Origin of the sequence: Geodermatophilus sp. TF02-6 (assembly GCF_003319115.1) — a bacterium.
GTDB lineage: Bacteria > Actinomycetota > Actinomycetes > Mycobacteriales > Geodermatophilaceae > Geodermatophilus.
In genome coordinates this window covers 339348-361414 of the sequence record NZ_QOHF01000001.1, presented here as the reverse complement: position 1 = coordinate 361414, position 22067 = coordinate 339348, and the positions used below count along the sequence as shown (strand labels likewise).

The 22067-nt window shown below is 74.4% G+C and carries 19 protein-coding genes and 2 pseudogenes; 9 read left to right on the top strand and 12 right to left on the bottom strand.

Annotated features, from left to right (window positions below):
* Nucleotides 1–55 precede the first annotated feature (55 nt).
* Entirely contained in the window at nucleotides 56–574 is a 519-nt protein-coding gene (locus tag DQ238_RS01730; protein WP_113779551.1) for an Lrp/AsnC family transcriptional regulator, read from the bottom strand.
* Nucleotides 575–751: 177 nt separating this feature from the next.
* Here DQ238_RS01730 and hppD point away from each other — a divergent pair, with 177 nt between their 5' ends.
* On the top strand, nucleotides 752–1957 hold the full coding sequence (hppD, locus tag DQ238_RS01725) for a 4-hydroxyphenylpyruvate dioxygenase (protein WP_113779550.1): 1206 nt from the start codon (nucleotides 752–754) through the stop codon (nucleotides 1955–1957).
* A gap of 90 nt (nucleotides 1958–2047) precedes the next feature.
* On the opposite strand, the gene DQ238_RS01720 is transcribed toward hppD, so the two are convergent.
* The 6 genes from DQ238_RS01720 to DQ238_RS01695 form a co-directional block, all read right to left on the bottom strand.
* Nucleotides 2048–2740, bottom strand: coding sequence for an IclR family transcriptional regulator (locus tag DQ238_RS01720; protein WP_113779654.1), 693 nt, complete (start codon nucleotides 2738–2740; stop codon nucleotides 2048–2050).
* Nucleotides 2741–2869: 129 nt separating this feature from the next.
* Entirely contained in the window at nucleotides 2870–4060 is a 1191-nt protein-coding gene (fahA, locus tag DQ238_RS01715) for a fumarylacetoacetase (RefSeq protein WP_113779549.1), read from the bottom strand.
* Nucleotides 4061–4115: 55 nt separating this feature from the next.
* The gene (locus DQ238_RS01710; protein WP_113779548.1) at nucleotides 4116–4994 is read right to left on the bottom strand and encodes a hypothetical protein; all 879 of its coding nucleotides are present in this window, start codon (nucleotides 4992–4994) and stop codon (nucleotides 4116–4118) included.
* The gene (locus DQ238_RS01705; RefSeq protein ID WP_113779547.1) at nucleotides 4991–6196 is read right to left on the bottom strand and encodes a homogentisate 1,2-dioxygenase; all 1206 of its coding nucleotides are present in this window, start codon (nucleotides 6194–6196) and stop codon (nucleotides 4991–4993) included. Before DQ238_RS01705 ends, DQ238_RS01710 begins: the two co-directional genes overlap by 4 nt.
* Nucleotides 6197–6254: 58 nt before the next feature.
* Nucleotides 6255–7898 carry an FAD-dependent monooxygenase gene (locus DQ238_RS01700; protein WP_113779546.1) on the bottom strand — a complete coding sequence of 548 codons (1644 nt, stop codon included), beginning with the start codon at nucleotides 7896–7898 and terminating at the stop codon, nucleotides 6255–6257.
* A gap of 8 nt (nucleotides 7899–7906) precedes the next feature.
* Nucleotides 7907–8869, bottom strand: coding sequence for an MBL fold metallo-hydrolase (locus DQ238_RS01695; protein ID WP_113779545.1), 963 nt, complete (start codon nucleotides 8867–8869; stop codon nucleotides 7907–7909).
* 261 nt (nucleotides 8870–9130) lie between these two features.
* Here DQ238_RS01695 and DQ238_RS01690 point away from each other — a divergent pair, with 261 nt between their 5' ends.
* The 3 genes from DQ238_RS01690 (at nucleotide 9131) to DQ238_RS01680 (ending at nucleotide 13681) form a co-directional block, all read left to right on the top strand.
* Nucleotides 9131–11698, top strand: coding sequence for a PEP/pyruvate-binding domain-containing protein (locus tag DQ238_RS01690; RefSeq protein ID WP_199506067.1), 2568 nt, complete (start codon nucleotides 9131–9133; stop codon nucleotides 11696–11698).
* The gene (locus DQ238_RS01685; protein ID WP_113779543.1) at nucleotides 11695–12324 is read left to right on the top strand and encodes a TetR/AcrR family transcriptional regulator; all 630 of its coding nucleotides are present in this window, start codon (nucleotides 11695–11697) and stop codon (nucleotides 12322–12324) included. The genes DQ238_RS01690 and DQ238_RS01685 overlap by 4 nt, the downstream gene beginning before the upstream one ends.
* A 181-nt stretch (nucleotides 12325–12505) precedes the next feature.
* Nucleotides 12506–13681, top strand: coding sequence for a serine hydrolase (locus tag DQ238_RS01680; RefSeq protein ID WP_199506066.1), 1176 nt, complete (start codon nucleotides 12506–12508; stop codon nucleotides 13679–13681).
* 60 nt (nucleotides 13682–13741) lie between these two features.
* Here the strand turns inward: DQ238_RS01680 and DQ238_RS01675 are convergent, their stop codons facing one another.
* The gene (locus DQ238_RS01675; protein WP_113779541.1) at nucleotides 13742–13948 is read right to left on the bottom strand and encodes a hypothetical protein; all 207 of its coding nucleotides are present in this window, start codon (nucleotides 13946–13948) and stop codon (nucleotides 13742–13744) included.
* A gap of 450 nt (nucleotides 13949–14398) precedes the next feature.
* Here DQ238_RS01675 and DQ238_RS01670 point away from each other — a divergent pair, with 450 nt between their 5' ends.
* Nucleotides 14399–15112 carry a GPP34 family phosphoprotein gene (locus DQ238_RS01670; protein ID WP_158550685.1) on the top strand — a complete coding sequence of 238 codons (714 nt, stop codon included), beginning with the start codon at nucleotides 14399–14401 and terminating at the stop codon, nucleotides 15110–15112.
* Between the two features lie 272 nt (nucleotides 15113–15384).
* Nucleotides 15385–16248, top strand: a complete 864-nt coding sequence (locus DQ238_RS01665) for a 3-hydroxyacyl-CoA dehydrogenase family protein (protein WP_233495620.1) — start codon at nucleotides 15385–15387, stop codon at nucleotides 16246–16248.
* Nucleotides 16249–16299: 51 nt separating this feature from the next.
* Here DQ238_RS01665 and DQ238_RS23455 read toward each other — a convergent pair.
* Nucleotides 16300–17883: pseudogene (locus DQ238_RS23455) on the bottom strand (MFS transporter).
* Nucleotides 17884–18251: 368 nt separating this feature from the next.
* Nucleotides 18252–18728, bottom strand: coding sequence for a pyridoxamine 5'-phosphate oxidase family protein (locus tag DQ238_RS01655; RefSeq protein ID WP_113779539.1), 477 nt, complete (start codon nucleotides 18726–18728; stop codon nucleotides 18252–18254).
* 292 nt (nucleotides 18729–19020) lie between these two features.
* Here DQ238_RS01655 and DQ238_RS01650 point away from each other — a divergent pair, with 292 nt between their 5' ends.
* Nucleotides 19021–19410 carry a VOC family protein gene (locus DQ238_RS01650; RefSeq protein WP_233495637.1) on the top strand — a complete coding sequence of 130 codons (390 nt, stop codon included), beginning with the start codon at nucleotides 19021–19023 and terminating at the stop codon, nucleotides 19408–19410.
* Between the two features lie 262 nt (nucleotides 19411–19672).
* On the opposite strand, the gene DQ238_RS01645 is transcribed toward DQ238_RS01650, so the two are convergent.
* Nucleotides 19673–20185 carry a PepSY domain-containing protein gene (locus DQ238_RS01645; protein ID WP_147262994.1) on the bottom strand — a complete coding sequence of 171 codons (513 nt, stop codon included), beginning with the start codon at nucleotides 20183–20185 and terminating at the stop codon, nucleotides 19673–19675.
* A 272-nt stretch (nucleotides 20186–20457) separates the two neighbouring features.
* Nucleotides 20458–20991, bottom strand: coding sequence for a copper chaperone PCu(A)C (locus tag DQ238_RS01640; protein WP_147262993.1), 534 nt, complete (start codon nucleotides 20989–20991; stop codon nucleotides 20458–20460).
* Nucleotides 20992–21301: 310 nt separating this feature from the next.
* On the opposite strand from DQ238_RS01640, the gene DQ238_RS01635 reads away from it, so the two are divergent.
* Both DQ238_RS01635 and DQ238_RS01630 read left to right on the top strand, forming a co-directional pair.
* Nucleotides 21302–21694, top strand: coding sequence for an urease subunit gamma (locus DQ238_RS01635; protein ID WP_305037549.1), 393 nt, complete (start codon nucleotides 21302–21304; stop codon nucleotides 21692–21694).
* Nucleotides 21695–21731: 37 nt separating this feature from the next.
* Nucleotides 21732–22034: pseudogene (locus tag DQ238_RS01630) on the top strand (urease subunit beta); the annotation flags it as partial.
* Between the last annotated feature and the right edge of the window lie 33 nt (nucleotides 22035–22067).

The window sequence follows — 22067 nt, the reverse complement described above, 5'->3', positions numbered from 1 at the left end:
GTCCCAGGGCCCGGGCGGGAGCGCTGGCAGCCCGGCGGCGCCCGACGGGAGGGCCTCAGCCTCCCGTCGGCCGTCCCGTGCCCGAGCGTCCGGCGTCCGCGGCGGCCTCGGATCGCAGCAGCGGCAGGGTGCGCCAGGGCACGAGCTGGGACAGGGCCACGACGCTGGTCGAGCGCACCACCGCCGAGGACCGGTTGAGGTGGACGAGGGTCTGCTGCAGGGCTTCGTGGGAGCTGGCGGCCACGCGGCACAGCACGTCCCCGCTGCCGGTGGTGGCGTGCGCCTCCAGGACGCCGGGGATGCCCTCGAGGTCGCGCCGCACGTCGTCGATCGCCCCCTGCGCGATCTCCAGGGTGACGAAGGCCTGGACGCCGAAGCCGGCCGCGCGGACGTCGACGTCCGGGCCGTAGCCGGTGATCACGCCGGCGTCCTCCAGGCGTCGCAGGCGGGCCGAGACGGTGCCCCGGGCCACGCCGACGAGCCGGGACAGCTCCAGGACCCCGGCGCGCGGGTGGTCCTCCAGCGCTGCCAGCAGGGCCACGTCCAGGGCGTCGAGGGCGCGTCCGTCGGTCATCCCGTGTCCTCCCCTACCCGTGCCGTCGACTGTGCAGTCTGCCCAGTCGGTTGCCGCCCTCGCTGGTCGGGATGGTCAGCCCGCCCACCGGGACCCGGACGGGTTGCCCGTCTCCACCGCCGGGTGTGCAGTGCCCGTGACACCGCTGGACGCAGCCTCGTGCGGGAGGAGACGGTCATGAGCCTCGAGCAGGCCCTGAACGCCGACGAGCGCCTGGCGCAGCTGGACGGAGAAGGGCTCCGCCAGCTCGTCGGCCTGGTCGAGTACGACCCCTCCGGGGATCCGTTCCCGGTCTCCGGGTGGGACGCGCTGGTGTGGGTCGTCGGCAACGCGACGCAGGCCGCGCACCTGTACCAGTCGGCGTTCGGCATGGAGCTGGTCGCCTACTCCGGGCCCGAGACCGGCAACCGCGACCACGTCGGGTACGTGCTGCAGTCGGGCGCGGCGCGCTTCGTCGTCACGGGTGCCTACGACCCGGCCAGCCCGCTGGGCGACCACCACCGCCGGCACGGCGACGGCATCGCCGACATCGCGCTCGCCGTCCCGGACGTCGACCGCTGCACCGCCCACGCCCGCGCCCAGGGCGCCACCGTGCTGGAGGAGCCGCACGACCGCACCGACGAGCACGGCACCGTCCGGCTGGCCGCCATCGCCGCCTACGGCGACACCCGGCACACCCTCGTCGACCGCTCCCGCTACACCGGCCCCTACCTGCCCGGGTACACCGCGCGGACGTCGTCCTTCGTCCCGCGCCCCGGCCGGCCGGCCCGGCTGTTCCAGGCCGTCGACCACGTCGTGGGCAACGTCGAGCTCGGCGCCATGGACGCCTGGGTGGACTTCTACAACCGGGTCATGGGCTTCACCAACATGGCCGAGTTCGTCGGCGAGGACATCGCCACCGAGTACTCGGCGCTGATGAGCAAGGTGGTCGCCGACGGCAACCACCGGGTGAAGTTCCCGCTCAACGAGCCGGCACCGGGCAAGAGGAAGTCGCAGATCGACGAGTTCCTGGAGTTCTACGGCGGGCCCGGCGCGCAGCACGTCGCGCTGGCCACGGACGACGTCCTGGCCACCGTCGACGCGATGCGGGCCGAGGGCGTCGAGTTCCTGTCGACGCCGGACTCCTACTACCAGGACCCGGGGCTGCGGGCCCGCATCGGGGAGGTGCGGGTGCCGGTCGAGGAGCTGCAGGCGCGCGGGGTCCTGGTCGACCGGGACGAGGACGGCTACCTGCTGCAGATCTTCACCAGGCCGATCGGCGACCGGCCCACGGTCTTCTTCGAGCTGATCGAGCGGCACGGCTCGCTCGGGTTCGGCAAGGGCAACTTCAAGGCCCTCTTCGAGGCCATCGAGCGGGAACAGACCCGGCGCGGCAACACCTGAAGGAGGACCACCCTCCCCCACGTCTCCCAGGCTCAGGCGGAGGGACCCTGGAGGGTGGCCGTTCCAGCACGGCACCAGGCTCGGCGCGGGTCAGCGGAGGGCGGTGGCGACCTCTCGCGCGGCGCCGGCCACGGACCGGCCGATCCACGTCGTGTCCGCCGCGTCGTCGACGAAGACCACGGCCAGCGCCGCGCGGGCGCCGCCGTCGGGACCCAGCACCGGCGCGGCGACCGACCGCACGCCGGGGATGACCTCACCGCGGGAGGTGGCCCAACCGAGCCGGCGGGCGTCCCGGAGCTCCGTGCGGTCCTCGGCCGAGGGGGCCTCGGGCAGCAGCAGGGCGAGGCCGGGGGCACCTCGGTCCACGGGGTGGCGGATGCCCGGCCGGTAGACGACGTGCGCGGGCGAGTCGTGCGGCTCGACGGTGGCGACGGTCACCGCCTCGTCGCCGGCCCGGACGACGAGGAAGGCCGTCATCCCCAGCTGCGCCACCAGCGCGTCGAGCCGGGGCAGGGCCGCCGACTGCAGGTCGGTGCGCACCCCGCGGGCCAGGCCGACCATGCCCAGACCCAACCGGAAGTGCCCGGCCGGGTCCCGCTCGACGAGCTGGTGGTCCTCGAGGGTGCGCAGCAGGCGGTAGGTGATCGAGCGGTGCAGGCCCACGGCCTGACCGATCTGCGCGATCGGCTGCGGTGTGCTGACGGTGGCCAGGTGCTCGAGGATCCGGATGCCGCGGTCCAGCGTCTGCGACTGCGGCGCGCTCGCGCCGTCGGCTGCCGCCATCGCCGTCCCTTCCCGTGGCTCGTCGGCGTCCACCCTACGGTCGTCCGGTTCCGCGCCCGGCGGTGCACGGGATCGCGGGGACCTGCGCCGCGGCCGTCGCCGACGAGGGACGCCGCGACCGGAGTCGCCTCACGGCGTCGGCTCGATCCGCCCGGTCACCTCACCGAGGGCGATCCGGGTGCCGTCCGGCCCGGGGGCGGTGGCGCTGATGGTGACCTCGTCGCCGTCCTGCAGGAACGTCCGCGTCGACCCGTCGGCCAGCGTCAGCGGGTCCTCACCACCCCAGGACAGCTCGATGAACGAGCCGCGCTGGTCGCGCTCGGGGCCGGAGACGGTGCCGGAGGCGTACAGGTCGCCGGTGCGCAGGCTGGCGCCGTTGACCGTCGTGTGCGCGAGCTGCTGGGCGGGGGTCCAGTACAGCTGGCCGAACGGCGGGCAGCTGACCAGCTCGCCGCCCAGCCGGACCTCGAGGGTGAGGTCCAGGCCCCAGGGCTCGTCGGCGTCGTCGAGGTAGGGCAGCAGCGGCACGTCGCGGGCCGGCGCCGGGACCCGGGCGGCCTCGAGCGCGGCCAGCGGCACCACCCACGGGGAGACCGAGGTGAGGAAGGACTTGCCGAGGAAGGGCCCCAGCGGCACGTACTCCCAGGCCTGCAGGTCGCGGGCGGACCAGTCGTTGACCAGGCAGACGCCGAAGACGTGCTCGGGGAAGGCGGCCAGCGGCACCGCCCGACCGAGCTCGGACGGCGTGCCGACGACGAAGCCGACCTCGGCCTCGATGTCCAGCCGCTGCGAGGGCCCGAAGGTGGGCGCGGCGTCGGTCGGCCCCTTGCGCTGGCCACTCGGCCGGACCACCGGCGTGCCCGAGACCTGCACCGTGCCCGCGCGGCCGTGGTAGCCGATCGGCAGGTGCTTCCAGTTCGGCGTCAGCGGAGCCGAGTCGGGGCGGAACATCCGGCCGAGGTTCTCCGCGTGGTGCTGCGAGCTGTAGAAGTCGACGTAGTCGGCGACCTCGACCGGCAGGTGCAGCGTCACCTCCGACCGCGGCACGAGGTGCGGCTCCACCGTCGCCCGGTGCGCGGCGTCGGTGAACCAGTCCGTGAGCTGCGCCCGGAGGTCCGCCCAGGCCCGCGGCCCGCGGGCCATGAAGGCGTTGAGCGAGCCCGTGGCGTGCACCTGGTCGCCGGTGGCCGCCACCAGGTCCAGCACGAGCTCGCCGATCGCCACCCCGGTGCGGGGCGCGCTGCCGGCGGTGGAGAAGACGCCGTAGGGGAGGTTGCCGATCCCGAACCCGGTGCCGGCGGGCAGGTCGAGCCAGGTCATCTCGGGGTCCCCGCGGGGACGGGGAGCGCCAGCGGAGCGCGTTTCCGGGGATCTCTCATGCGGGGGTCCGTTCTCGCGAGGGCAGCAGGCCGAGGGTGACGAGGTCGTCGACCGGCTCGAGCACGCTGCAGGTGCCGAAGGAGGTGAAGACGGCTCGTGCCCGGGCGGCGCGCTCCGCGGGCCAGCTGCGCAGGGCCGCGACCAGGGCGCCGGCGTCGGTCTCGCCGAGCCACCCGGCAGCGACGGCCGGTGGCGCTCCGGTGGTCAGCGCGCCGACGGCGAGGAGCACGTTGAGGAAGCCGTGGTGGGTGCAGCCGGTGGTCGGGTCGGTGCGCCGGACGGCGGAGTGCAGCCCGGCCGTGCACTTGAGCGCCACCCGCTGTGCGACGCAGGCGTGGAGGGTCGCGGCCAGCTCCCGCGGTGTGGGGAACAGCGCGGCGCGGACGCCGCCGGTGCGCAGCTTGGCGCGGTACCGGGTACCGGTGAGGACGTCGAGCACCTCGTCCCGGGCGGCGGTGCGGGGCAGTTCGACCGCCGCCGGCACGTCAGCGGGCACGACCTCGTCGAGCACCCGGACCGCCTCGCGCGCCGCGGCCGCGTCGGCGACCAGCGGCACCTCGACGGCGGCCAGCGTGAGGCCCGGGGAGGACCGGACCCGGGCCGCGGCGGCCGGCAGGTCGCCGGCCGCCGCGATCAGCGAGACGTGGAACGGCGCCGCGTCGTCTCCCGAGCCGTCCCCGAGGTGCTCGGTGAGCTCGCCGAGCCGGGCTGCCGGCACGACGAACGGCCCCACCAGGTCACCCAGGCGCACCCGCAGCTCGCGGTGCGCCGGGACGGCGACGGCCATCGGTGCGTCCCCGGGCGGGAACAGCGCCGCGTCGTCGAAGAGCCCGTCGAAGAGCCCGTCGAACAGCTGGTCGGACGGCGCCGTCATGCCGACGGCCCCCGGCCGGACCAGCTCCAGGCGTAGCGCCCGTCGTCGGCGGCGGTGCCGGCCTCGCCGAGGTCGAGCGGGCGGAAGGTGTCGACCATGACGGCCAGCTCGTCGAAGTACTCCACGCCCAGGGCCCGCTCGACCGCGCCCGGCTGGGGGCCGTGGGAGTGCCCGCCGGGGTGCAGGCTGATCGAGCCCCGCCCGATGCCCGAACCCCTGCGGGCCTCGTAGTCGCCGTCGACGTAGAACATGACCTCGTCGGAGTCGACGTTGGAGTGGTAGTAGGGCACCGGCACCGCCAGCGGGTGGTAGTCGACCTTGCGCGGCACGAAGTTGCAGATGACGAAGTTGGCGCCCTCGAAGACCTGGTGCACCGGCGGCGGCTGGTGCACCCGGCCGGTGATCGGCTCGAAGTCGGCGACGTTGAACGCGTACGGGTAGAGGCAGCCGTCCCAGCCGACCACGTCGAACGGGTGCTCGGGGACGACGTGCACCGTGCCGGCCAGCCCGCCGGGGCCGGGACCGCGGTGCTTGACGTAGACCTCTACGTCGCCGCCCTCGGCGGTCAGCGGCTCGGCCGGCCCGCGCAGGTCCCGCTCGCAGTACGGGGCGGACTCGAGGAACTGCCCGTAGCGGGACAGGTAGCGCTTGGGCGGGGCGATGTGGCTGTTGGCCTCGATGGCGTAGGTGCGCAGCGGCTCGGGCCCGGTGGGGATCCAGCGGTGGGTGGTGGTCCGGGGGATGACCACGTAGTCACCCCGGCCCACCTCGAGGGCGCCGAAGGTGGTCTCCACCGTGGCCGCGCCGCGCTCGACGTAGACGCACTCGTCGCCGGTGGCGTTGCGGTAGTACGGACTGGGCAGCGACGACACGGCGTAGGAGATGCGCACGTCGGCGTTGCCCAGCACCAGCCGCCGCCCGGTCACCGGATCGACCGCCTTGTGCTCCTCACCCGGGAAGAGGTCGTGCAGCTTCAGGTGCCGGGGCACCAGCGGCGCGTTCGGCGTGAGGGTCTGGTCGGGCAGCTGCCAGGGGCGGGCGTCGACGATCGCCGAGGGGACGCCGCGGTGGTAGAGCAGCGAGGAGTCGCTGGAGAAGCCCTCCTCGCCGACCAGCTCCTCGTAGTAGAGGCCGCCGTCGGGACGGCGGAACTGGGTGTGCCGCTTGGGCGGGACCTCGCCCACCTGTCGGTAGAACGCCATCGGGTCACCTCACGTGGTCTGAGGGCCATAGTGGCCACTTTGGCCCTGACGGGATCGGTCAGGCCGGGACGGGGTCGGGGACGGGACGGGCGAGCAACCGGGCCACCGCGGCGGTGACCGCGGTCGGATCGGTGAGGACGGCGGCCACGTGCGCGTCGGGACGCAGCACCCAGACCTCGTCGGGGCGGGCGCCGAGGGCCCCGCGGAGGACCGGTGTCGGGTCCAGGTCGCGGATGCGGTGCACGGACACCGGCAGAAGAGGACCTCCCTGCCCCCAACCGCTCGCAGGCTCGCGGCGGGACCCTGCAGGGAGGCCGACCGGTGCGGGCAGGACGGCGTCGTCCCCGACGAGCACGGTGACCCCCTCGCGGGCCAGCTGCCGCAGCCGGACGACGTCCGGCCGACCGGGGACGGTGACCGGGCAGTCGGGCACGAGGACCCCCGGCGCCGGCACCGGGACGTCGCCGCGGGCGGGCCGCCCGGGGAACGGACGCGACGGGTCGGGCGTGGTCAGCGGGGAGTCGACGTACCAGAACGGCTCGGCCAGCCGGCCGGAGTCGACCTGCGCCCGGGCCTCGGGGTCGGTCGCCGCGCGCTCCAGGACGTCGCGGCGGCGGTGGGCGTCGGCCTCGGTGCCCGGCACGAGGAACCGCATGGTCGCGCCGGTGACCTCGATGTTCTCCAGCGCCGCGGCGTGCCGCTCGTCGTGGTAGCTGTCCAGCAGCGCCTCCGGCGCCCACCCCCTGCGGACGAAGGCGATCTTCCACGCGGCGTTCTCCGCGTCCAGGACGCCGGAGTTCAGCCCGCGGGCGCCGAACGGGGAGACCAGGTGCGCGGCGTCGCCGCCGACGAGGACCCGGCCCACGCGCATGCGGTCGACGACGCGGGAGTGGAACCGGTAGACCGACCTCCACACGATCTCGTAGGGCCGGTCGCCGATGACCTGCCGGATCCTCCGGTCGAGGCCTCCCGAGGCCTCTTCGGCGGCCAGGTCGAACTCCGGCGGCACCTGCCAGTCGATGCGGAACGTCGAGTCCGGGCAGGGGTGGATGAGCACCTGCCGGCCGGGGTTCCACGCCGGGTCGAAGTAGAACCGGCGCTCGGTCTGCCAGCCGGGCAGGTCGGTGCGGATGTCGCAGATGAGGAAGGAGTCGCAGAACGTCTCCCCGTCGAAGGCCAGCCCGAGGAGCGCCCGCACGTCGCCGCGCGGCCCGGGGCAGGCGACGGCGTGCGATCCGCGCACCTGGACCCCGCCGTCGGCGGTGGCGCAGGCGATGGTCACCCCGGCGTCGTCCTGGGCGATGTCGGTGACCCGGTGCCCCCAGCGGACGTCGATCAGCGGCTCGGCGGCGATGCGCTCGTCGAGCAGCCGCTCGGTCTCGCACTGCGAGATGTTGACGAACGGCGGGAACGCCGAGCGCCCGCGGTCGGTGAACCGGAAGCTGAACAGCTCGGCGTCGCGGTGGAAGGTCCGGGCGGTGGTCCAGGTGACGCCGCGGCGGGCGACCTCGGCGCCGACGCCGACGGCGTCCCACACGTCGAGGACGTCGCGCTGCTGGCAGATGGCCTTGCTGCCGATCACGTCCCGCTCGGGGCGCCCGTCGAGCACGACGACGGGGAGCCCCCAACGGGCCAGCAGCAGGGCAGCGGTCTGGCCGACCGGGCCGGCGCCCACGACCAGCACGGGTGCGTCCTGGGTCATCGGGGGCCTCATCCCTGCAGCTCGTCCCAGACCTGGCGGTCGCGCTCGGCGGTCCAGATCACCGGGCGCTCGATGCCGGAGAGCTCGTCCCACAGCCGCTGCACGTCGAAGGGCAGGCAGTGCTCGAAGATCGGCCAGGCGCCGTACTTCGGGGCCAGGGCGGCGTGGGTGGCGGCGAAGGCGTCCTTCAGCGTGCCGCCGGAGCGGTGCGCCTCGCCGACGGTGCGCTGCATGGTGAGCAGGAAGTCGCGGGTCTGCTCGATCGCCGCGTCGACCTGGTCGCGGCCGCGGGCGATGGCCCCGCGCCCGCCGATGAGCTGCTGGGCGCCCAGGGCCTTGACCCGGTCGAGGGTGCCGGCGGCCCAGTCGAAGTGGAACGCGTCGCCGGTGTAGAGCGCGGCCTGGGACTCGACCAGGTCGCCGGCGAAGACGATCTCCTGCTCGGGCAGCCACGCCACGATGTCGCCCTCGGTGTGGCCGCGGCCGAGGAACTCCAGCACCAGTTCGCCGCGGTCACCGCCCAGCTCGATGGTCAGGCGGTCGCGGAAGGTCAGCGTCGGCCAGGTGAGGCCGGGGATGGACTCCGGCTCCTCGAACAGCCGCGGCATCCGGCCGTACTCGCTCTCCCAGTCCTGCTGGCCGCGCTCGGCGATCAGGTGCCTGGTCTGCTCGGAGGCCACGACCACCTCGGCGTCGAAGGCGCTGGCGCTGAGCACGCGGACGGCGTGGTAGTGGGACAGCACCAGGTAGCGGACCGGCTTGTCGGTGTGCTCGCGCAGCCTGGCCAGCCACCGGCGGGCGGCGACCGGGGTGGCCAGCGCCTCGAAGCAGACGAGGAAGTCCTCGCCCTCGATGGCGCCGAGGTTGGGGTCGCCCTCCGCGGTCAGCGCGTACACGCCGTCGGCGAGCACCTCGAGGGTCTGCTCCTTGACGCCCAGGTCGGCGGAGGAGGCGAAGGGCTTGGCGGCCATAGCGGATCTCCACGGGGGTGGTGCTCGATATGCGAGCTACACATTCATCTACAGGTTGGAGCGTACGGGGCCGTGATGGCGACCACAAGGGCACCGGTCGTCCTCGGCGGTCCCCGTCTTCCGGTGCGGTGACGGACACCCGGTGCGCCCCGCCGCCCGGAACGCCTCTGTCGGCAGCCGCGTCCTTGCCCCGCGCCGAGACTGTCCGTACCCTCGTAGAGAACGGGTAGTTCTCTACCGGGGGGCCGTGCCATGTCGTCGGTGCAGCAGCAGGTCGTGGGCCGGTCGGAGCGGGCTCGGCCGGTGGTGGTGCCGCTCCAGGATGCGAGTCGGTACGACGTGGCCCTGGTGGGCGGCAAGGGCGCAGGGCTGGGCGAGCTGGTGCGGCAGGGCTGGCGGGTGCCGGCGGGGTTCGTCGTCACCACCGCCGCCTACGTCGAGGCGGTCGCCGCCGCGGGCGTGCCGGTGGCCGAGCGCGTGGCGGCGGACGATCTCGCCGGTCTGCGCGCTGAGATCGCGGCGGCCCCGCTGTCCGCGGAGGTGCGCCGCGAGATCGTCACCGCCTGTGCCGCGCTCGGCGACGGCCCCGTCGCGGTGCGCTCGAGCGCCACCGCAGAAGACCTGCCCGGCGCCGCGTTCGCCGGCCAGCAGGACACCCACCTCGGCGTCGTGGGAGACGACGCGGTCGTGGACGCGGTGCGCCGCTGCTGGGCGTCGCTGTGGACCGACCGGGCCGTCGCCTACCGCCGGCGGCTGCGCATGGCGCCCGAGGAGGTGCGCATCGCCGTCGTCGTCCAGCGCATGGTCGACGCCGAGGTCGCGGGCGTGCTGCTGACCGCCGACCCGGTGACCGGCGATCGGCACCGCCTCGTCGTGGAGGCCAGCAGCGGACTGGGTGAGGCGGTCGTGTCCGGTCTGGTCACCCCGGACCACTACGAGCTGGACCGGCGTGGCCGCGTGCGGGTCTCCACCGCCGGCCGCCGCGAGGTCGTCGTCCGCAGCGCCCCCGGTGGCGGCACCGTCACGGACGCCGGCGACCCGGGTGGGGTCGCGCGCCTGTCGCGGGCGGTGCTGGCGGAGTTGGCCCGCACCGGCACCGCCGTCGCCGAACGCGCCGGCCGGCCGCAGGACATGGAGTGGGCCCTGGCCGACGGGCGGCTCTGGTGGCTGCAGGCGCGTCCGATGACCGCGCTGCCCCCGCCCCCGGTCCGGCTGAACCGGCTGCAGCGACAGGTGAGCCAACTGGTCGTCGAGTACTTCTCGGTGCGGCCCTACCCGATCGACGCGACGACCTGGGTACCGCACGGCGTCGTCGGAGCCATGGGACGGGTCACCCGCAGCGTCGGGGTGACCGGGGTGTTCGAGCACCTGCTGCACGAGCAGGACGGCGTCGTGGACCGGCTCCTGCTCCCCACCCCGCGGCCCACGCCGGCCGTGCTGCTCGCCCCGGCGCGCATCGCCCGCCGGGCACGGCGCTTCGACCCGGCCCGGTGGACGGCCGACCCCCGCCTGCTCGACGCGACGGCCCGCAGTCGTGCCATGGCCGCCGACGACCTGCGGGTGCTGCCGTGGCGCGACCTGCTGGCCCGCCCCCGGGAGGCGCTGGCGCTGGTGCCGCCCCTGGCCGACCTGCGCATCGACTACCTGCCCGGCACCGGGCTGGCGCTGCTGCGCCTGGTGCTGGTGCTCGCCCTGCTGCGGCGCCGCGCCGCGATGACCGACCTGCTCGCCGGCATCCCCACCCGGACCGACGAGGCCAACCGGGCGCTGGAGGCGCTCGCCGACCGGGTGCGCGCCGACCCCGCGCTCGACGCCGCCCTCGCCGACGCGATCGCCCGTCCCGGCGCCGGACCGGACGACGGCGCGGCCTTGCCCCCCGACTTCGCGGAGCAGGTCGCCGCCTTCCTGGTCGAGTTCGGCCATCGGGAGACCGCCACCCCTGTGCTCGTCACGCCCCCGACGCTGGCCGACGACCCGGCGGCGCTGCTCGGCACGGTGCGCGTGCTCGCGTCCAGCCCGCGCCGCTCCGACGACCGGGCCGACCGCGCCCGGCGGGCCATGGGGGACCTGCTCGCCGCGCGTCCGCTGCGCTCCCCGGCGGTGCGCGACCGGGCTCGCCGCTGGGTCGCGGCGGCCCGGGCCGGCATGGCCTTCCGGGAGGACAGCCACGCCGCCCTGACCCTGCCGCTACCCGCCCTACGCCGCAGCCTGCTCGAGATCGGCCGCCGACTGCAGGTCGCCGGGGTGCTCGAGCAGCCCGAGGACGTCTTCCACCTGCGGCTGGCGGAGCTGGAGGCCCTCGGCGGCCTCGAGGACGCCGGCCAAGTGGACGACGCCGACCGCGATCGGCTCTGCGGGCTCGTGCGGGCCCGGGCCGCCCGCCGCGAGGAGCTGTCCGGCGTGCCGCTCATCGACACAGCCGCGGTCTACCGGCGCCGCCGGTCGCACCGCAGGGTCGAGGAGGACGGCGGGGAGGTCGTGGTCACCGGCACCCCGGCCGGTCGCGGCCGGGCGACCGGACCGGTGACCGTCGTGCACGGTCCCGCGGAGTTCGGCCGGTTGTCCTCCGGTGACGTGCTCGTGTGCCCGTCGACCAACCCCGCGTGGACGCCGCTGTTCGGTCGCGCCGCAGCGGTCGTCGTCGACACCGGCGGCCCGGCGTCGCACGCGGCGATCGTGGCCCGCGAGCACGGGATCCCCGCCGTCATGGGCACCGTCACCGGCAGCACCGCACTTCCCGACGGCCAGGTCGTCACCGTCGACGGCGGCACCGGCCGCGTCACCCTCGCCCGGCGGTCCGCCCAGGTGCCCGTGTCGGAGCGGCCGTGAGTGGCGCGGCCACCGACCACCGGACCCTGCCCCGCCGCCGGGGCCCCGTCCTGCGCGCGGCCGTCCTGCAGGCGGCGCTGGACGAGCTGACCGACGTCGGCTACGCCGCCCTGACCATCGACCGGGTCGCCGAGCGCGCCCGCACCGGCAAGGCCACGGTGTACCGGTACTGGCCCAGCAAGCTCGAGCTCGCCCTGGACGCGGTGCGCTCGGCCCTGCCGGATCCCGCCTCGGACCCCGCCTCGCTGCCCGACACCGGCAGCCTGCGCGGTGACCTGCTGGCCCTGCTGCGGGCGACGGCGCGGCTGCTGGCCGGGCCGGCCGGTGAGGCGCTGCGCGGCCTGCTCAGCGACGCGCTGCGCGAGCCCGGCCGCGTCTGGGAGATCCGCCAGCACCACCGGGGCACCGGGCGCCGCGCCACCGAGGAGGTGATCGCCAGGGCCGTCGCCCGCGGCGAGGTCGACCCCGCGCTGGTCACCCCCCGCCGCCTGGAGGCGGGAGAGGCCCTCCTGCGCCACCACTTCCTCTTCGACCGTCCCCCCATCACCGACGAGGTGGTCGTCGGCATCGTCGACGAGGTGCTGCTGCCCCTGTTCCGCGGCGTCGTCGCGCGACCGCCGGGGTGACGTGCGGCGCCTCCGGCTCCGGCAGCGGCTCGACCTGCTGCTCACGAGGCCATCCCTCTGGCGGGCTCGTCGCCGAGCGGGTCCGACGGCCCCCACCGGCTGCGCCCCGCGAGCGTGTGGCTGTCGTCGACCCACGGGAGTGCTTGGATGCGCGCAGGGAGCCGGGATGAGGAGGTCGGCGGTGGCCGAGGTCGAGGGCACGTGCACCAGCCGGTTCGAGCGTGTGCGCGACGCGCTGGCCGAGAACCTCGGCACGGGGGAGGAACTCGGCGCATCGGTCCACGTCGACCTGGACAGCGAGCCGGTGGTGGACCTGTGGGGCGGCTTCCGCGACGAGGAACGGACCACGCCCTGGACCGAGGACACCATCGTCAACGTCTGGTCGACGACGAAGACGGTCACCAACCTCGCGGCTCTGCTGCTCGTCGACCGGGGTGAGCTGGACCCGTCCGCGCCGGTCGCCCGCTACTGGCCGGAGTTCGCCGCGGCCGGCAAGGACGCGATCGAGGTCCGTCACCTGATGTCGCACACCTCGGGGGTGTCCGGCTGGGAGAAGCCGTTCGCCATCGAGGACATGTACGACTGGGACGCCGCCACGGCGCGCCTGGCCGCGCAGGCGCCGTGGTGGGAGCCGGGCACCGCGTCGGGCTACCACGCCAGCAACCAGGGCCACCTGGTCGGTGAGGTGATCCGGCGGATCACCGGCCGGTCGCTCAAGCAGTTCGTCGCCGAGGAGATCGCCGGCCCGCTCGGCGCCGACTTCCAGATCGGCGCCCGGGAGGCCGACTGGGGCCGCATCGCCGAGGTCGTTCCGCCTCCACCGCTTCCGTTCGACCTGGCCGCGCTGCCTCCCGACAGCCCCGTGGTGAAGACCTTCACCGCTCCGGTCGCCGATGCCGCCCAGGCCAACACCGCCGGATGGCGGCGGGCCGACATGGGCGCGGTCAACGGGCACGGCAACGCCTGCTCGGTGGCCCGGGTCCTCTCCGTCCTGGCCCGGGGCGGGCAGGTCGACGGGGTGCGCCTGCTGTCGCCCCGGACGATCGACGTCGTCTTCCAGCAGCAGTCGGACGGCGTGGACCTGGTGCTCGGCGTCCCGGCCCGCTTCGGCATCGGCTGGGCGCTGCCCAAGGCCGAGCTGCTGCCCTACGTCCCCGACGGCCGGATCTGCTTCTGGGGCGGTTGGGGTGGCTCGCTGATCGTCACCGACCTCGACCGCCGGATGACCTTCTCCTACATGATGAACAAGATGGCGCCGGGCATCCTCGGCTCGCCCCGCAGCGAGGGCTACCTGCGCGCCGTCTACGACGCCCTCGGCGTGGCCACCCCACCCACCACCCCACCGGTCCACGCGTAGGACACGGCCCCATGAGCCTGGGGGCGCCCGGCCGGGAGCCGGTCCACTGGTCGGCCGCGTCTACTGGTCGGCCGCCAGGAGCTGGGCGAGGTAGACGGTGGCGCCGCGGCCGGCCAGGTAGTCGAGGACGCGGTCGGCGGACCGGCGGATGTCGGGGTCCGCCGCGGTGCTGCCGACGTGCTCGAGCACCTCGACGAGGGCGCAGGCGACGGTGAGCACGCCGGGCCGGTCGGTGTCGATCGGCCGGTAGGGGTCGAAGATCGTCACGGGTCGTCCTTCCCCTGTGCACGATGGCCGGTTGCGCCCTCTCTTGTGACGGTCAACCCAGACGCTCCGCCGCGGTTCCGGCTCCGTCAAGGGGTACCCGTGCGCCGGCCGATCGCTCGCGGAAGACGTCGATGGGACGGGGACCGATCGGTCCAGGTCGCGTCCCGCCATGGGTCACCGCGGACGAGAAGCCGACGACGTACCACCAGTAGCGCGAGAGGTGGACCAAAGTCGGTGGCTCGTCCGCCGAAGTGTCGATGCCCGTCGCACACACGCCGCGCCAGCATCGCGGTACCGGCGATGTCGGTGCTCGGTCCTCAGGGGGCGCCGCGCTCACCGGACCCACCGTGAACAGGTGCGACCCGGACGACCCGGTGACGACCCAGCAGCAGACGCGCTGGGAAGAGAGAGGAGCCTGTGATGAGGACGACTGCTCGAGGAGGACGCACGGTGACCAGCTCCAGCACCCAGCAGGTGCAGGCGCTGTCACTGCCCGAGCAGCTCGTGCTGCTGGCCGTGGATCCGGATCGGGGGCGCATCAGCGGATCACCGATGGTCTACGTCGCGATGGCCGGCGGGGTGGTGCTGGACCTGGTGGACGGCGGCGTCGCCACCGTGCAGGACGGCGAGGTCAGGGTCGAGCGCCCCACCACCGCCACGGCGCTGCCCGGGATGCTGCAGCAGAACGCCGTCGCTGCGGTGTGCACCGATGAGCCTCGAGGCGTCACGCACTGGGTGTGCCAGCTCGCCGCACCGAGGTTCCGGCTCGGGCAGCAGGTCGCGGCCGCCCTGGCACGGCGTGGGGTGCTGCGCGTCGAGCGAGCACGCCGGTTCGGGATCTTCCCGGTCCAGCGCCAGCGGCTGCTGGACCGTCAGGCGCGCGAGGAGCTGTGCGCCACCGCCCGCCTGGCGCTGGTCGGCGCCGCGCAGCCGGCGCTGCGCGTGCGGGAGTTGCTGGTGCTCGCCGGGGCCGCTGGACTGGTCGACCGGCTCGCCGACCCGCCGCAGCGGACAGCCGCACGGCAGCGGATCGACCGACTGACCTCGCAGGGACCGGTCATCGGTGCGGTCGGCCAGGCCGTCGCGGAGGTACAGGCGGAGGTGCGGGCGGCGAGGAGGAGAGTCGCGGTCGCCGCGGCCATCGGCGGCACCCACGGGGGGTGAGGGGCTCGTCCTGGGGCGGGACGTCGCGGCGGTCTCCTGACGTGCCGTGACCGCGGATCCTCCGCAGCTGCCGCGCGCTGCCGCGAGGCCGGCGAGGCGAGCCAGGTCGTCGCCACACTCGTACACCGACCCGCCCTACCGCGCATCCCGCTCTGGAGGAGTCCATGACACCGGAGGAGTCCGTGACACCGGAGGAGTCCGTGACACCGGAGGAGTCCGTGACACCGGAGGAGTCCGTGACACCGGAGGAGTCCGTGACACCGGAGGAGTCCGTGACACCGGAGAACGACGCTGCCGCACCGACGACCGTGGCCGTCATCGGCGGCGGGCAGATGGGGTCGGGGATCGCCCAGGCGTTCCTCACCGCCGGCTGTGCGGTGACCCTGGTGGAGTCCTTCGCACCCGACCGGGCCCGCGAGCGGGTGACCGCCGGCCTCGAGGGAGCTGCCTCCCGCGGCAAGCTCGCCGAGGAGGTGTCGGCTGTCCTCGCCCGGCTGTCGGTCCACGCGTCCGTCTCCGCGGTGCCGGCCGGTGCCGCACTGGTCGTCGAGGCGGTGCCCGAGGACGCCGGGCTGAAGGCCGAGGTCCTCCGCGCGGCCGAGGGCGTGGTGGGCCGGGGGGCCGTGCTGGCGACCAACACCTCGTCCCTGTCGGTCACCGAACTGGCCGCAGCACTGGGAGAGCCGCGCCGCTTCCTCGGGATGCACTTCTTCAACCCGGTTCCGGCGTCCCGGCTCGTCGAGGTCGTCGTCGCGGCCGAGACCGCTGCCGACGTCGTCGAGACGGCTCGGGCGTGGGTCGACCGGCTGGGCAAGACCGGGATCGTGGTCACGGACTCTCCGGGCTTCGCATCGTCCCGGTTGGGCGTGCTCCTGGGCCTGGAGGCCATCCGGATGCTCGAGGAAGGCGTCGCGGACGCTGCGGCGATCGACACCGCGATGGAGCTGGGGTACCGGCATCCGATGGGGCCGCTGCGCTCCACCGACCTGGTCGGGCTCGACGTCCGGCTGGCCATCGCCGAGTACCTGCACGACACACTGGGTGAGCGGTTCTCCCCTCCGCAACTGCTCCGGGACAAGGTCGCCGCGGGGGAGCTCGGCCGCAAGACCGGCCGCGGCTTCCACGACTACCGGTGACCCGTCGGCTCCAGCGGCACACCGGGATGCCGTGAGCCGGGGCAGGGAGCGTCAGGGCGAGAACAGGTGGGAGGCCCGCCACGGCCGGGCGAGCATCTCGGCCAGGGCCTCCTCCCGTCGCCGGTCGGTCACGGTCAGCCGGTGCTCGTGCTGGCGCAGGTGCTCTCGCCACGAGGGCACGAGGTAGAGCTCGAGGAACCGGTCGGTCTCGGCGCCGTCGCGGTAGAGCCCCCACCGCGAGGCCCCGGTGCGCCGTCGGGACCGAGCGACGTAGGTCATCGCCTGGACGAAGTCGTCGATCCGGTCGGGCAGGACGTGGTACTCGACCGTGACGAGGACGGGACCGGACCGTCCGTCGGGGTCGAGGGCGAGCTCCGGTGCAGGCCAGTGCGCGGAGGGGCTGGGGTCGAGCCGGTCAGGGTCGGGCAGGCGGACGACGGAGACCGTCGCGGTGCCGAGCGCGAGCACGGCCGCCGCCACCAGCAGGGACGCCTCGGTCGAGAGCAGACCCGCGAGGAAGCCCCACACCACGCTGCCCAGGGCCTGCCCGCCCTGGAAGACGAGCAGGTAGACCGCGAGGGCGCGGGCCCGGACCCATCCGGGCAGGATGAGCTGCGCGGTGGCGTTGAGGGTCGCCAGCACCGCCGTCCACCCGGCGCCGGCCAGGACCAGCAGCACCACCGCGAGCGGCGTCGAGCGGCCGACCGCGAGGACGACGAGGGCCAGCGCGTACGACCCGCCGGCCGCTACCAGCAGTGCCGGTGCCGACAGCCGCGTCCGGATCCGACCCAGCTGCGCCGCGCTCGCGACCGCGCCGACGCCGAGGGCCGCCAGCAGGATCCCGTACCCCCGGGAGTCGAGCGCGAGCCGGTGGCTGGCGACGACGGGCAACAGCGCCCAGAGCGCGCTGGCCGGCAGCACCCACAGGGCGGCTCGCATGAGCACCCGCAGCATGGCGGGGGACGCGCGGACGTACCCGATCGCCAGGCGCATCGCGCCGGTGAGCGGCTCCGGGTCCAGGCGGCCAGCTGCCCGCGGCAGCCGCACCAGCGCGAGGACGAAGACGAGGTAGCTGACCGCGTTGAACGCGAAGGTTCAGCCCACGCCGGCGAGGGCGACGAGGAGGCCACCGAGCGCCGGGCCGACGGCGCGCGCGAGGTTGACCGCGACGCCGCCCAGGGCCGCCGCCGACGGCAGCTCCGCGCGGGGCACCAACTCGGGCACCGTCGCCTGGAAGGCCGGGTTGGTGAGAGCGACCCCGGCGCCGAGGGCGGCGGTGAACGCGAGCAGCGTGGCCGGACTCAGCCGCCCGATCAACGTCTCCACCGCCAGCGCGGTCGCGACCAGCGCCATCGCGGTCTGGACGACGAGCAGCATCCGCCGTCGGTCGACGACGTCCGCCAGCGCCCCGGCAGGCAGGGCCAGCAGCAGCACGGGCAGGCTGGTCGCGGTCTGCACGAGGGCGACCAGCTCGGGTCGGCCGGACTCGGTGGTCAGGAACCACTGGGCGCCCACCGTCTGGGCCCAGGTGCCGACCAGCGAGAAGGCCTGACCCGTCCAGAGCGTCCGGAAGACCGGATGGCGCAGGGGCGTCCACGCCCCCGCCGCCGGGGCCTGGTCCTGGTGAGCGGTCATGGTCCCCTGCCCCTCCCGCCCGCCTCCCGCGCCGTACCCGTGGTACCTGCTCTCGTGATGGCTACCCGGCTGCGGTGCAGCAGCCAACCGGATGGTCGCTGTCGCGCACGACGAGGCCGTGTTGCCCACCGGGGCGCTCGGGCGGTCCTGCCTCGCCCGGACGACGGCACCGACGACAGCCGGTCCACCGACACGGTCGGCGCAGGAGCCGGCGAGGCGGTGACCCCGGCACCTGGCCAGCTGGTGGCTGCTCGACCCACAGGGGCTCCTCCTGCAGGCGCGCGCCGCTCGCCTGGACCCCGGGTAGCCGTCGACGCGTCAGCGGCGGCGCACCGGTCGCCGCGGTGTCACGGGGCCAGACGGACGGGTCAGACGAGCCACGCGCCGGCGCGCATCAGCGTCCGGCCGGGGATCTCGTTCGCCTCGCGCCAGGCCTGGATGCGCTCGGGGCGCAGCACCAGGTAGCGGTAGCCGGCGCCGGCGGTGCGTGGGTCCCAGTCGGCTTGCGCGGCGTAGCGCTCGGCCAGCTCGCGCGCCGCGGGATCGGTGACGAGCAGGGAGCGCTCGAGCCGCACGTCGAGCAGGACGACGTCGCGGGTCGGTCCCACGCCCAGCCGTGCGGTGCCGCTGCTGGTGATGTTGCCGGCGGTGCGGGAGGTCTCCTCCACCGCGATGACGGCGCGCTCGTCGACCCACGCGAGGGACACCGGCACCAGGTGGGGCTGCGGGGTGTCCGTGTCGCCGGGTCCGGCGGTGGCGACCCAGACGTCGACCGCCGGCCGGGTCAGCAGCGCGAGCGTGTCCCGCTTGCGCTGGCCGCCGTCGCGTGGTGCCTCGTTGTTCATCCGTCGTCCTCTCGATGGGCGGCCCCGCGCCAGCAGTGACGCCAGCGTCTGCCGAACGTCGGCGACGTGCCAGTGGTGGATCCACGCGGGTGGGGCACCACGGCGACCGAGATCTCCTCGGTCGCGGCGATGACTCCCGCCACTCCGGGCGTCATACAGGGTGGGCGACGCGACCCGGAGCAGAGTGGTGACCGGCTTGCCGGCGGACCTCGCACCGACGCGCACGGCACGCGCCCGATCCACGACCGAAGCGGCGACGCCGGCCGCCGGCAGACAGGAGAGTTCCGTGGACATGAAGCTCGAGCTCGTGCTGGTCCCCGTCACCGACGTCGACCGCGCGAAGGCCTTCTACACCGAACGGCTCGGGTTCGTCGAGGACGTCGACGTCCGCCCGGCGGAGGGCGTGCGGGTGGTGCAGCTGACGCCTCCGGGCTCGGCGTGCTCCCTCGGCATCGGCACCGGCCTGCCGGCCTACGACGACATGAGGCCCGGCGCGGTCAAGGGCCTGCACCTGGTGGTCGCCGACATCGACCGGGTCCGCGCCGAACTGGTGCACCGCGGCGTCGACGTCAGTGCCGTGGAGGACGTCGGCGGAGGAGTCAAGTACGCCTGGTTCGCCGACCCCGACGGCAACACCCTCACTCTGCAGGAGATGCCCTGGCGCACCGGGGACGACTTCTGACCGGCCGGGTTCGACGCGAACCGATCGAGGACCTGCGAGTCGACGTCGAGGACGGCTACGGGCAGCCTCCCGACGCGGAGGACCGGACGGCCGCCGAGGTGGCCGTCGCCCTGGCCCGCGGCGGCGCAGGCCGAGGGCGGACCACCCTCGGGATCCGGTCGGTGGCGCAGGTGGCCGCCATGGTCGGCCACCTACTTCTTCTTCCGCCTTCCGCTCACCGTGGCCGAACCCCGGCTGACCCGCACGAACCGTCGCCGAGCGGTCAGTCCCCGGACGTCTGGACGACCTCGCCGGTGCTCGCGTTCAGGTCGACCTCGACCTCCGAGCCGTCGGACTGCGCGATCTCGACCTGCCAGACCACGGTGCCGTCGTCGGTGCTGTCGATCTCCATCTCCTTGAGGGTGCCCCCGTGTTCCCGTGCCACCCGCTCCACGGCCTCGACCGCGCTGATCTGGGCCGACTGCAGCTTCTGCACGTCGTCGTCCGGTGTCGCGTCCTGCTCCTGGGACACCACCGTGGAGCCGTCCTCGGACACGTAGAGGTTGAACTGGTTGCCGTTCGATGCGACCTTGATGTCCCAGACCCGCTGCCCCTGGTAGGTGTCCCGCTCCAGGTCGAACGGCTGGCCGTTCGGGACGGCGGCCGCGGCGGTCTGCAGCGCGGCGACGGCGTTGGCGACGCCCTGGGGGACACCGCTCGACGGGGCCGCGGAGGTGCTGGTCGGCGTGCTGGTCGGCGTGCCACCGCTGGTCGTGCCCCCGGGGCTCGACGTCACCCCGCCGGACGGGGTCGTTCCTCCGGTGGCGGTGGCGGTGGCGGTGGCTGTAACGGTGACGGTGACGGTGGCGCCGGTGCTTCCACCGGTGTCCCCACCGTCTCCGCCGCATCCGGAGAGCAGGGCGGCGGAGACGAGCAGTGCTCCGGCTCCCCGAGAGTGCCGTGTCGTGCCCATGGTCATCATGCCCATTGCCACTGTCCTTCCTGCGAGCGGGTCGGTGTGCGTCGGACGGTCGGGTGCAGGGGGAGTGATCGGGACGCCGCCCCGGGTCAGTTGCCACCATGATCCGACTCGCGGAACGCCCGGTCGAGCGTCAGCCGGAGCGGGGAGGAGACGACCGCGTCGACGGTGGCCTCGCCGGCGTCGGCGTAGGTGAAGGTCACCGGGAGGGACTGAGCGGTCCGCAGGGTCGAGTCGATCCCGGTGATGACCAGGACGAACTCCCCGGAGTCGCCGGAGAAGACGGTCTCCCCGGGCGCGATCGGGATCGAGAGCGGCTCGCTGCCCGGCGTCCCCTCGACGACCACGCCCTGGAAGTCCGGGCCGGACACGCCGATCAGCCGCTCCTCCGCTCTGCCCTTGTTCACCACGGCGAACTCGAGCCGGGCAGCGCTGCCGACCTCGTACACGCCCTCGGGCGGGGGAGCGAGCTTGATGTCACGCATCTCGACGTCCCCGACGGAGGCCTGGACCTGGGGGGCCCGCGTGTGCGTGCCCTCCGCACAGGCCGCGGTGCCCCCCGATGCCGCCAGCAGCAGCCCGCCCAGGGCGAACCGCGCCATCCGCCCGCGAACCGATTCCATGTCCAGGTTCCCCCTCGTCGCCGACCGCGGCCCGCACCCGCTCCTGCTCGCGGTCGGGACCTCGCGGCCGGGCACCACGGGCGCCTGGTGAGGCGGCGCCCACGGGCGGGGTACCCCCGGGGAGGCGCGTGATACCCCGCGCCCGGGACGGAGACCTCCTCCGGCCACACCGGCGGTGGTCCGGCACGGTGACCGGTCCCGGAGCAGAAGTCCTCGACGGAGCGGGTTTGGGTGCCCGCCCAGGGGGGCAGTCGCCGACCACGCTCAGCATGCGGCGTGCTACCTCTCCCATCTCAGGGAGGCCGCAGGGATGGCCGACGAGCAGAACTCCGCCCAGTCGAACGGTCAGCCGGCGATGCACAGTTCGTCGACGCCGGGGACCGAGACGTGGATCTCCTCCCTCATGCTCACCCCTCGGGAGACGGAGAAACTGATCATCTACCAGGTCGCCGAGCTGGCGCGACGGCGCAAGGACCGGGGCGTCAAGCTGAACTTCCCCGAGTCGATCGCCTTGATCTGCGAGGCGCTGCTGGAGGCGGCCCGCGACGGCCGGTCCCTGGCCGACACACAGGAACTGGGCAAGCAGGTGCTGACCCGCGACGACGTCCTGCCCGAGGTCCCCGACATGGTGACCCTGGTCCAGGTCGAGGCGACGTTCCGCACCGGCACCCAGCTCGTCTCCGTGTCCAACCCCATTCCCTGATGTCCAGCCCTGACGCCCAGCCGGTGGAGGTGCCTCGATGATCCCGGGCGAGTGGCTGCTCTCCGAGGAGCCAGTGGAGATCAACGCCGGCCGGAAGACGGTGCGGCTGCGTGTGCGGAACACCGGCGACCGGCCCATCCAGGTGGGGTCGCACTACCACTTCTTCGAGGCCAACCGGGCGCTGGACTTCGACCGGCCGCAGGCTCTCGGCAAGCGGCTCAACGTCCCGGCCGGCCAGGCGATCCGGTTCGAGCCCGGCGATGAGAAGGACGTCGAGCTGGTGGCCTTCGGCGGGATGCAACGCATCGTCGGCTTCGACGAGCTGGTGCACGGGTCGGTGACGGCCGAGCACACCGCCACCGAGGCCCTGCGC

What these genes read in the sequence shown, in the direction of transcription:
- DQ238_RS01730 (WP_113779551.1), bottom strand. Translation starts at nt 574, where the DNA reads ATGACCGACGGACGCGCCCTCGACGCCCTGGACGTGGCCCTGCTGGCA.
- hppD (WP_113779550.1), top strand. Translation starts at nt 752, where the DNA reads ATGAGCCTCGAGCAGGCCCTGAACGCCGACGAGCGCCTGGCGCAGCTG.
- DQ238_RS01720 (WP_113779654.1), bottom strand. Translation starts at nt 2,740, where the DNA reads ATGGCGGCAGCCGACGGCGCGAGCGCGCCGCAGTCGCAGACGCTGGAC.
- fahA (WP_113779549.1), bottom strand. Translation starts at nt 4,060, where the DNA reads ATGACCTGGCTCGACCTGCCCGCCGGCACCGGGTTCGGGATCGGCAAC.
- DQ238_RS01710 (WP_113779548.1), bottom strand. Translation starts at nt 4,994, where the DNA reads ATGACGGCGCCGTCCGACCAGCTGTTCGACGGGCTCTTCGACGGGCTC.
- DQ238_RS01705 (WP_113779547.1), bottom strand. Translation starts at nt 6,196, where the DNA reads ATGGCGTTCTACCGACAGGTGGGCGAGGTCCCGCCCAAGCGGCACACC.
- DQ238_RS01700 (WP_113779546.1), bottom strand. Translation starts at nt 7,898, where the DNA reads ATGACCCAGGACGCACCCGTGCTGGTCGTGGGCGCCGGCCCGGTCGGC.
- DQ238_RS01695 (WP_113779545.1), bottom strand. Translation starts at nt 8,869, where the DNA reads ATGGCCGCCAAGCCCTTCGCCTCCTCCGCCGACCTGGGCGTCAAGGAG.
- DQ238_RS01655 (WP_113779539.1), bottom strand. Translation starts at nt 18,728, where the DNA reads ATGAACAACGAGGCACCACGCGACGGCGGCCAGCGCAAGCGGGACACG.
- DQ238_RS01650 (WP_233495637.1), top strand. Translation starts at nt 19,021, where the DNA reads ATGAAGCTCGAGCTCGTGCTGGTCCCCGTCACCGACGTCGACCGCGCG.
- DQ238_RS01640 (WP_147262993.1), bottom strand. Translation starts at nt 20,991, where the DNA reads ATGGAATCGGTTCGCGGGCGGATGGCGCGGTTCGCCCTGGGCGGGCTG.
- DQ238_RS01635 (WP_305037549.1), top strand. Translation starts at nt 21,302, where the DNA reads ATGGCCGACGAGCAGAACTCCGCCCAGTCGAACGGTCAGCCGGCGATG.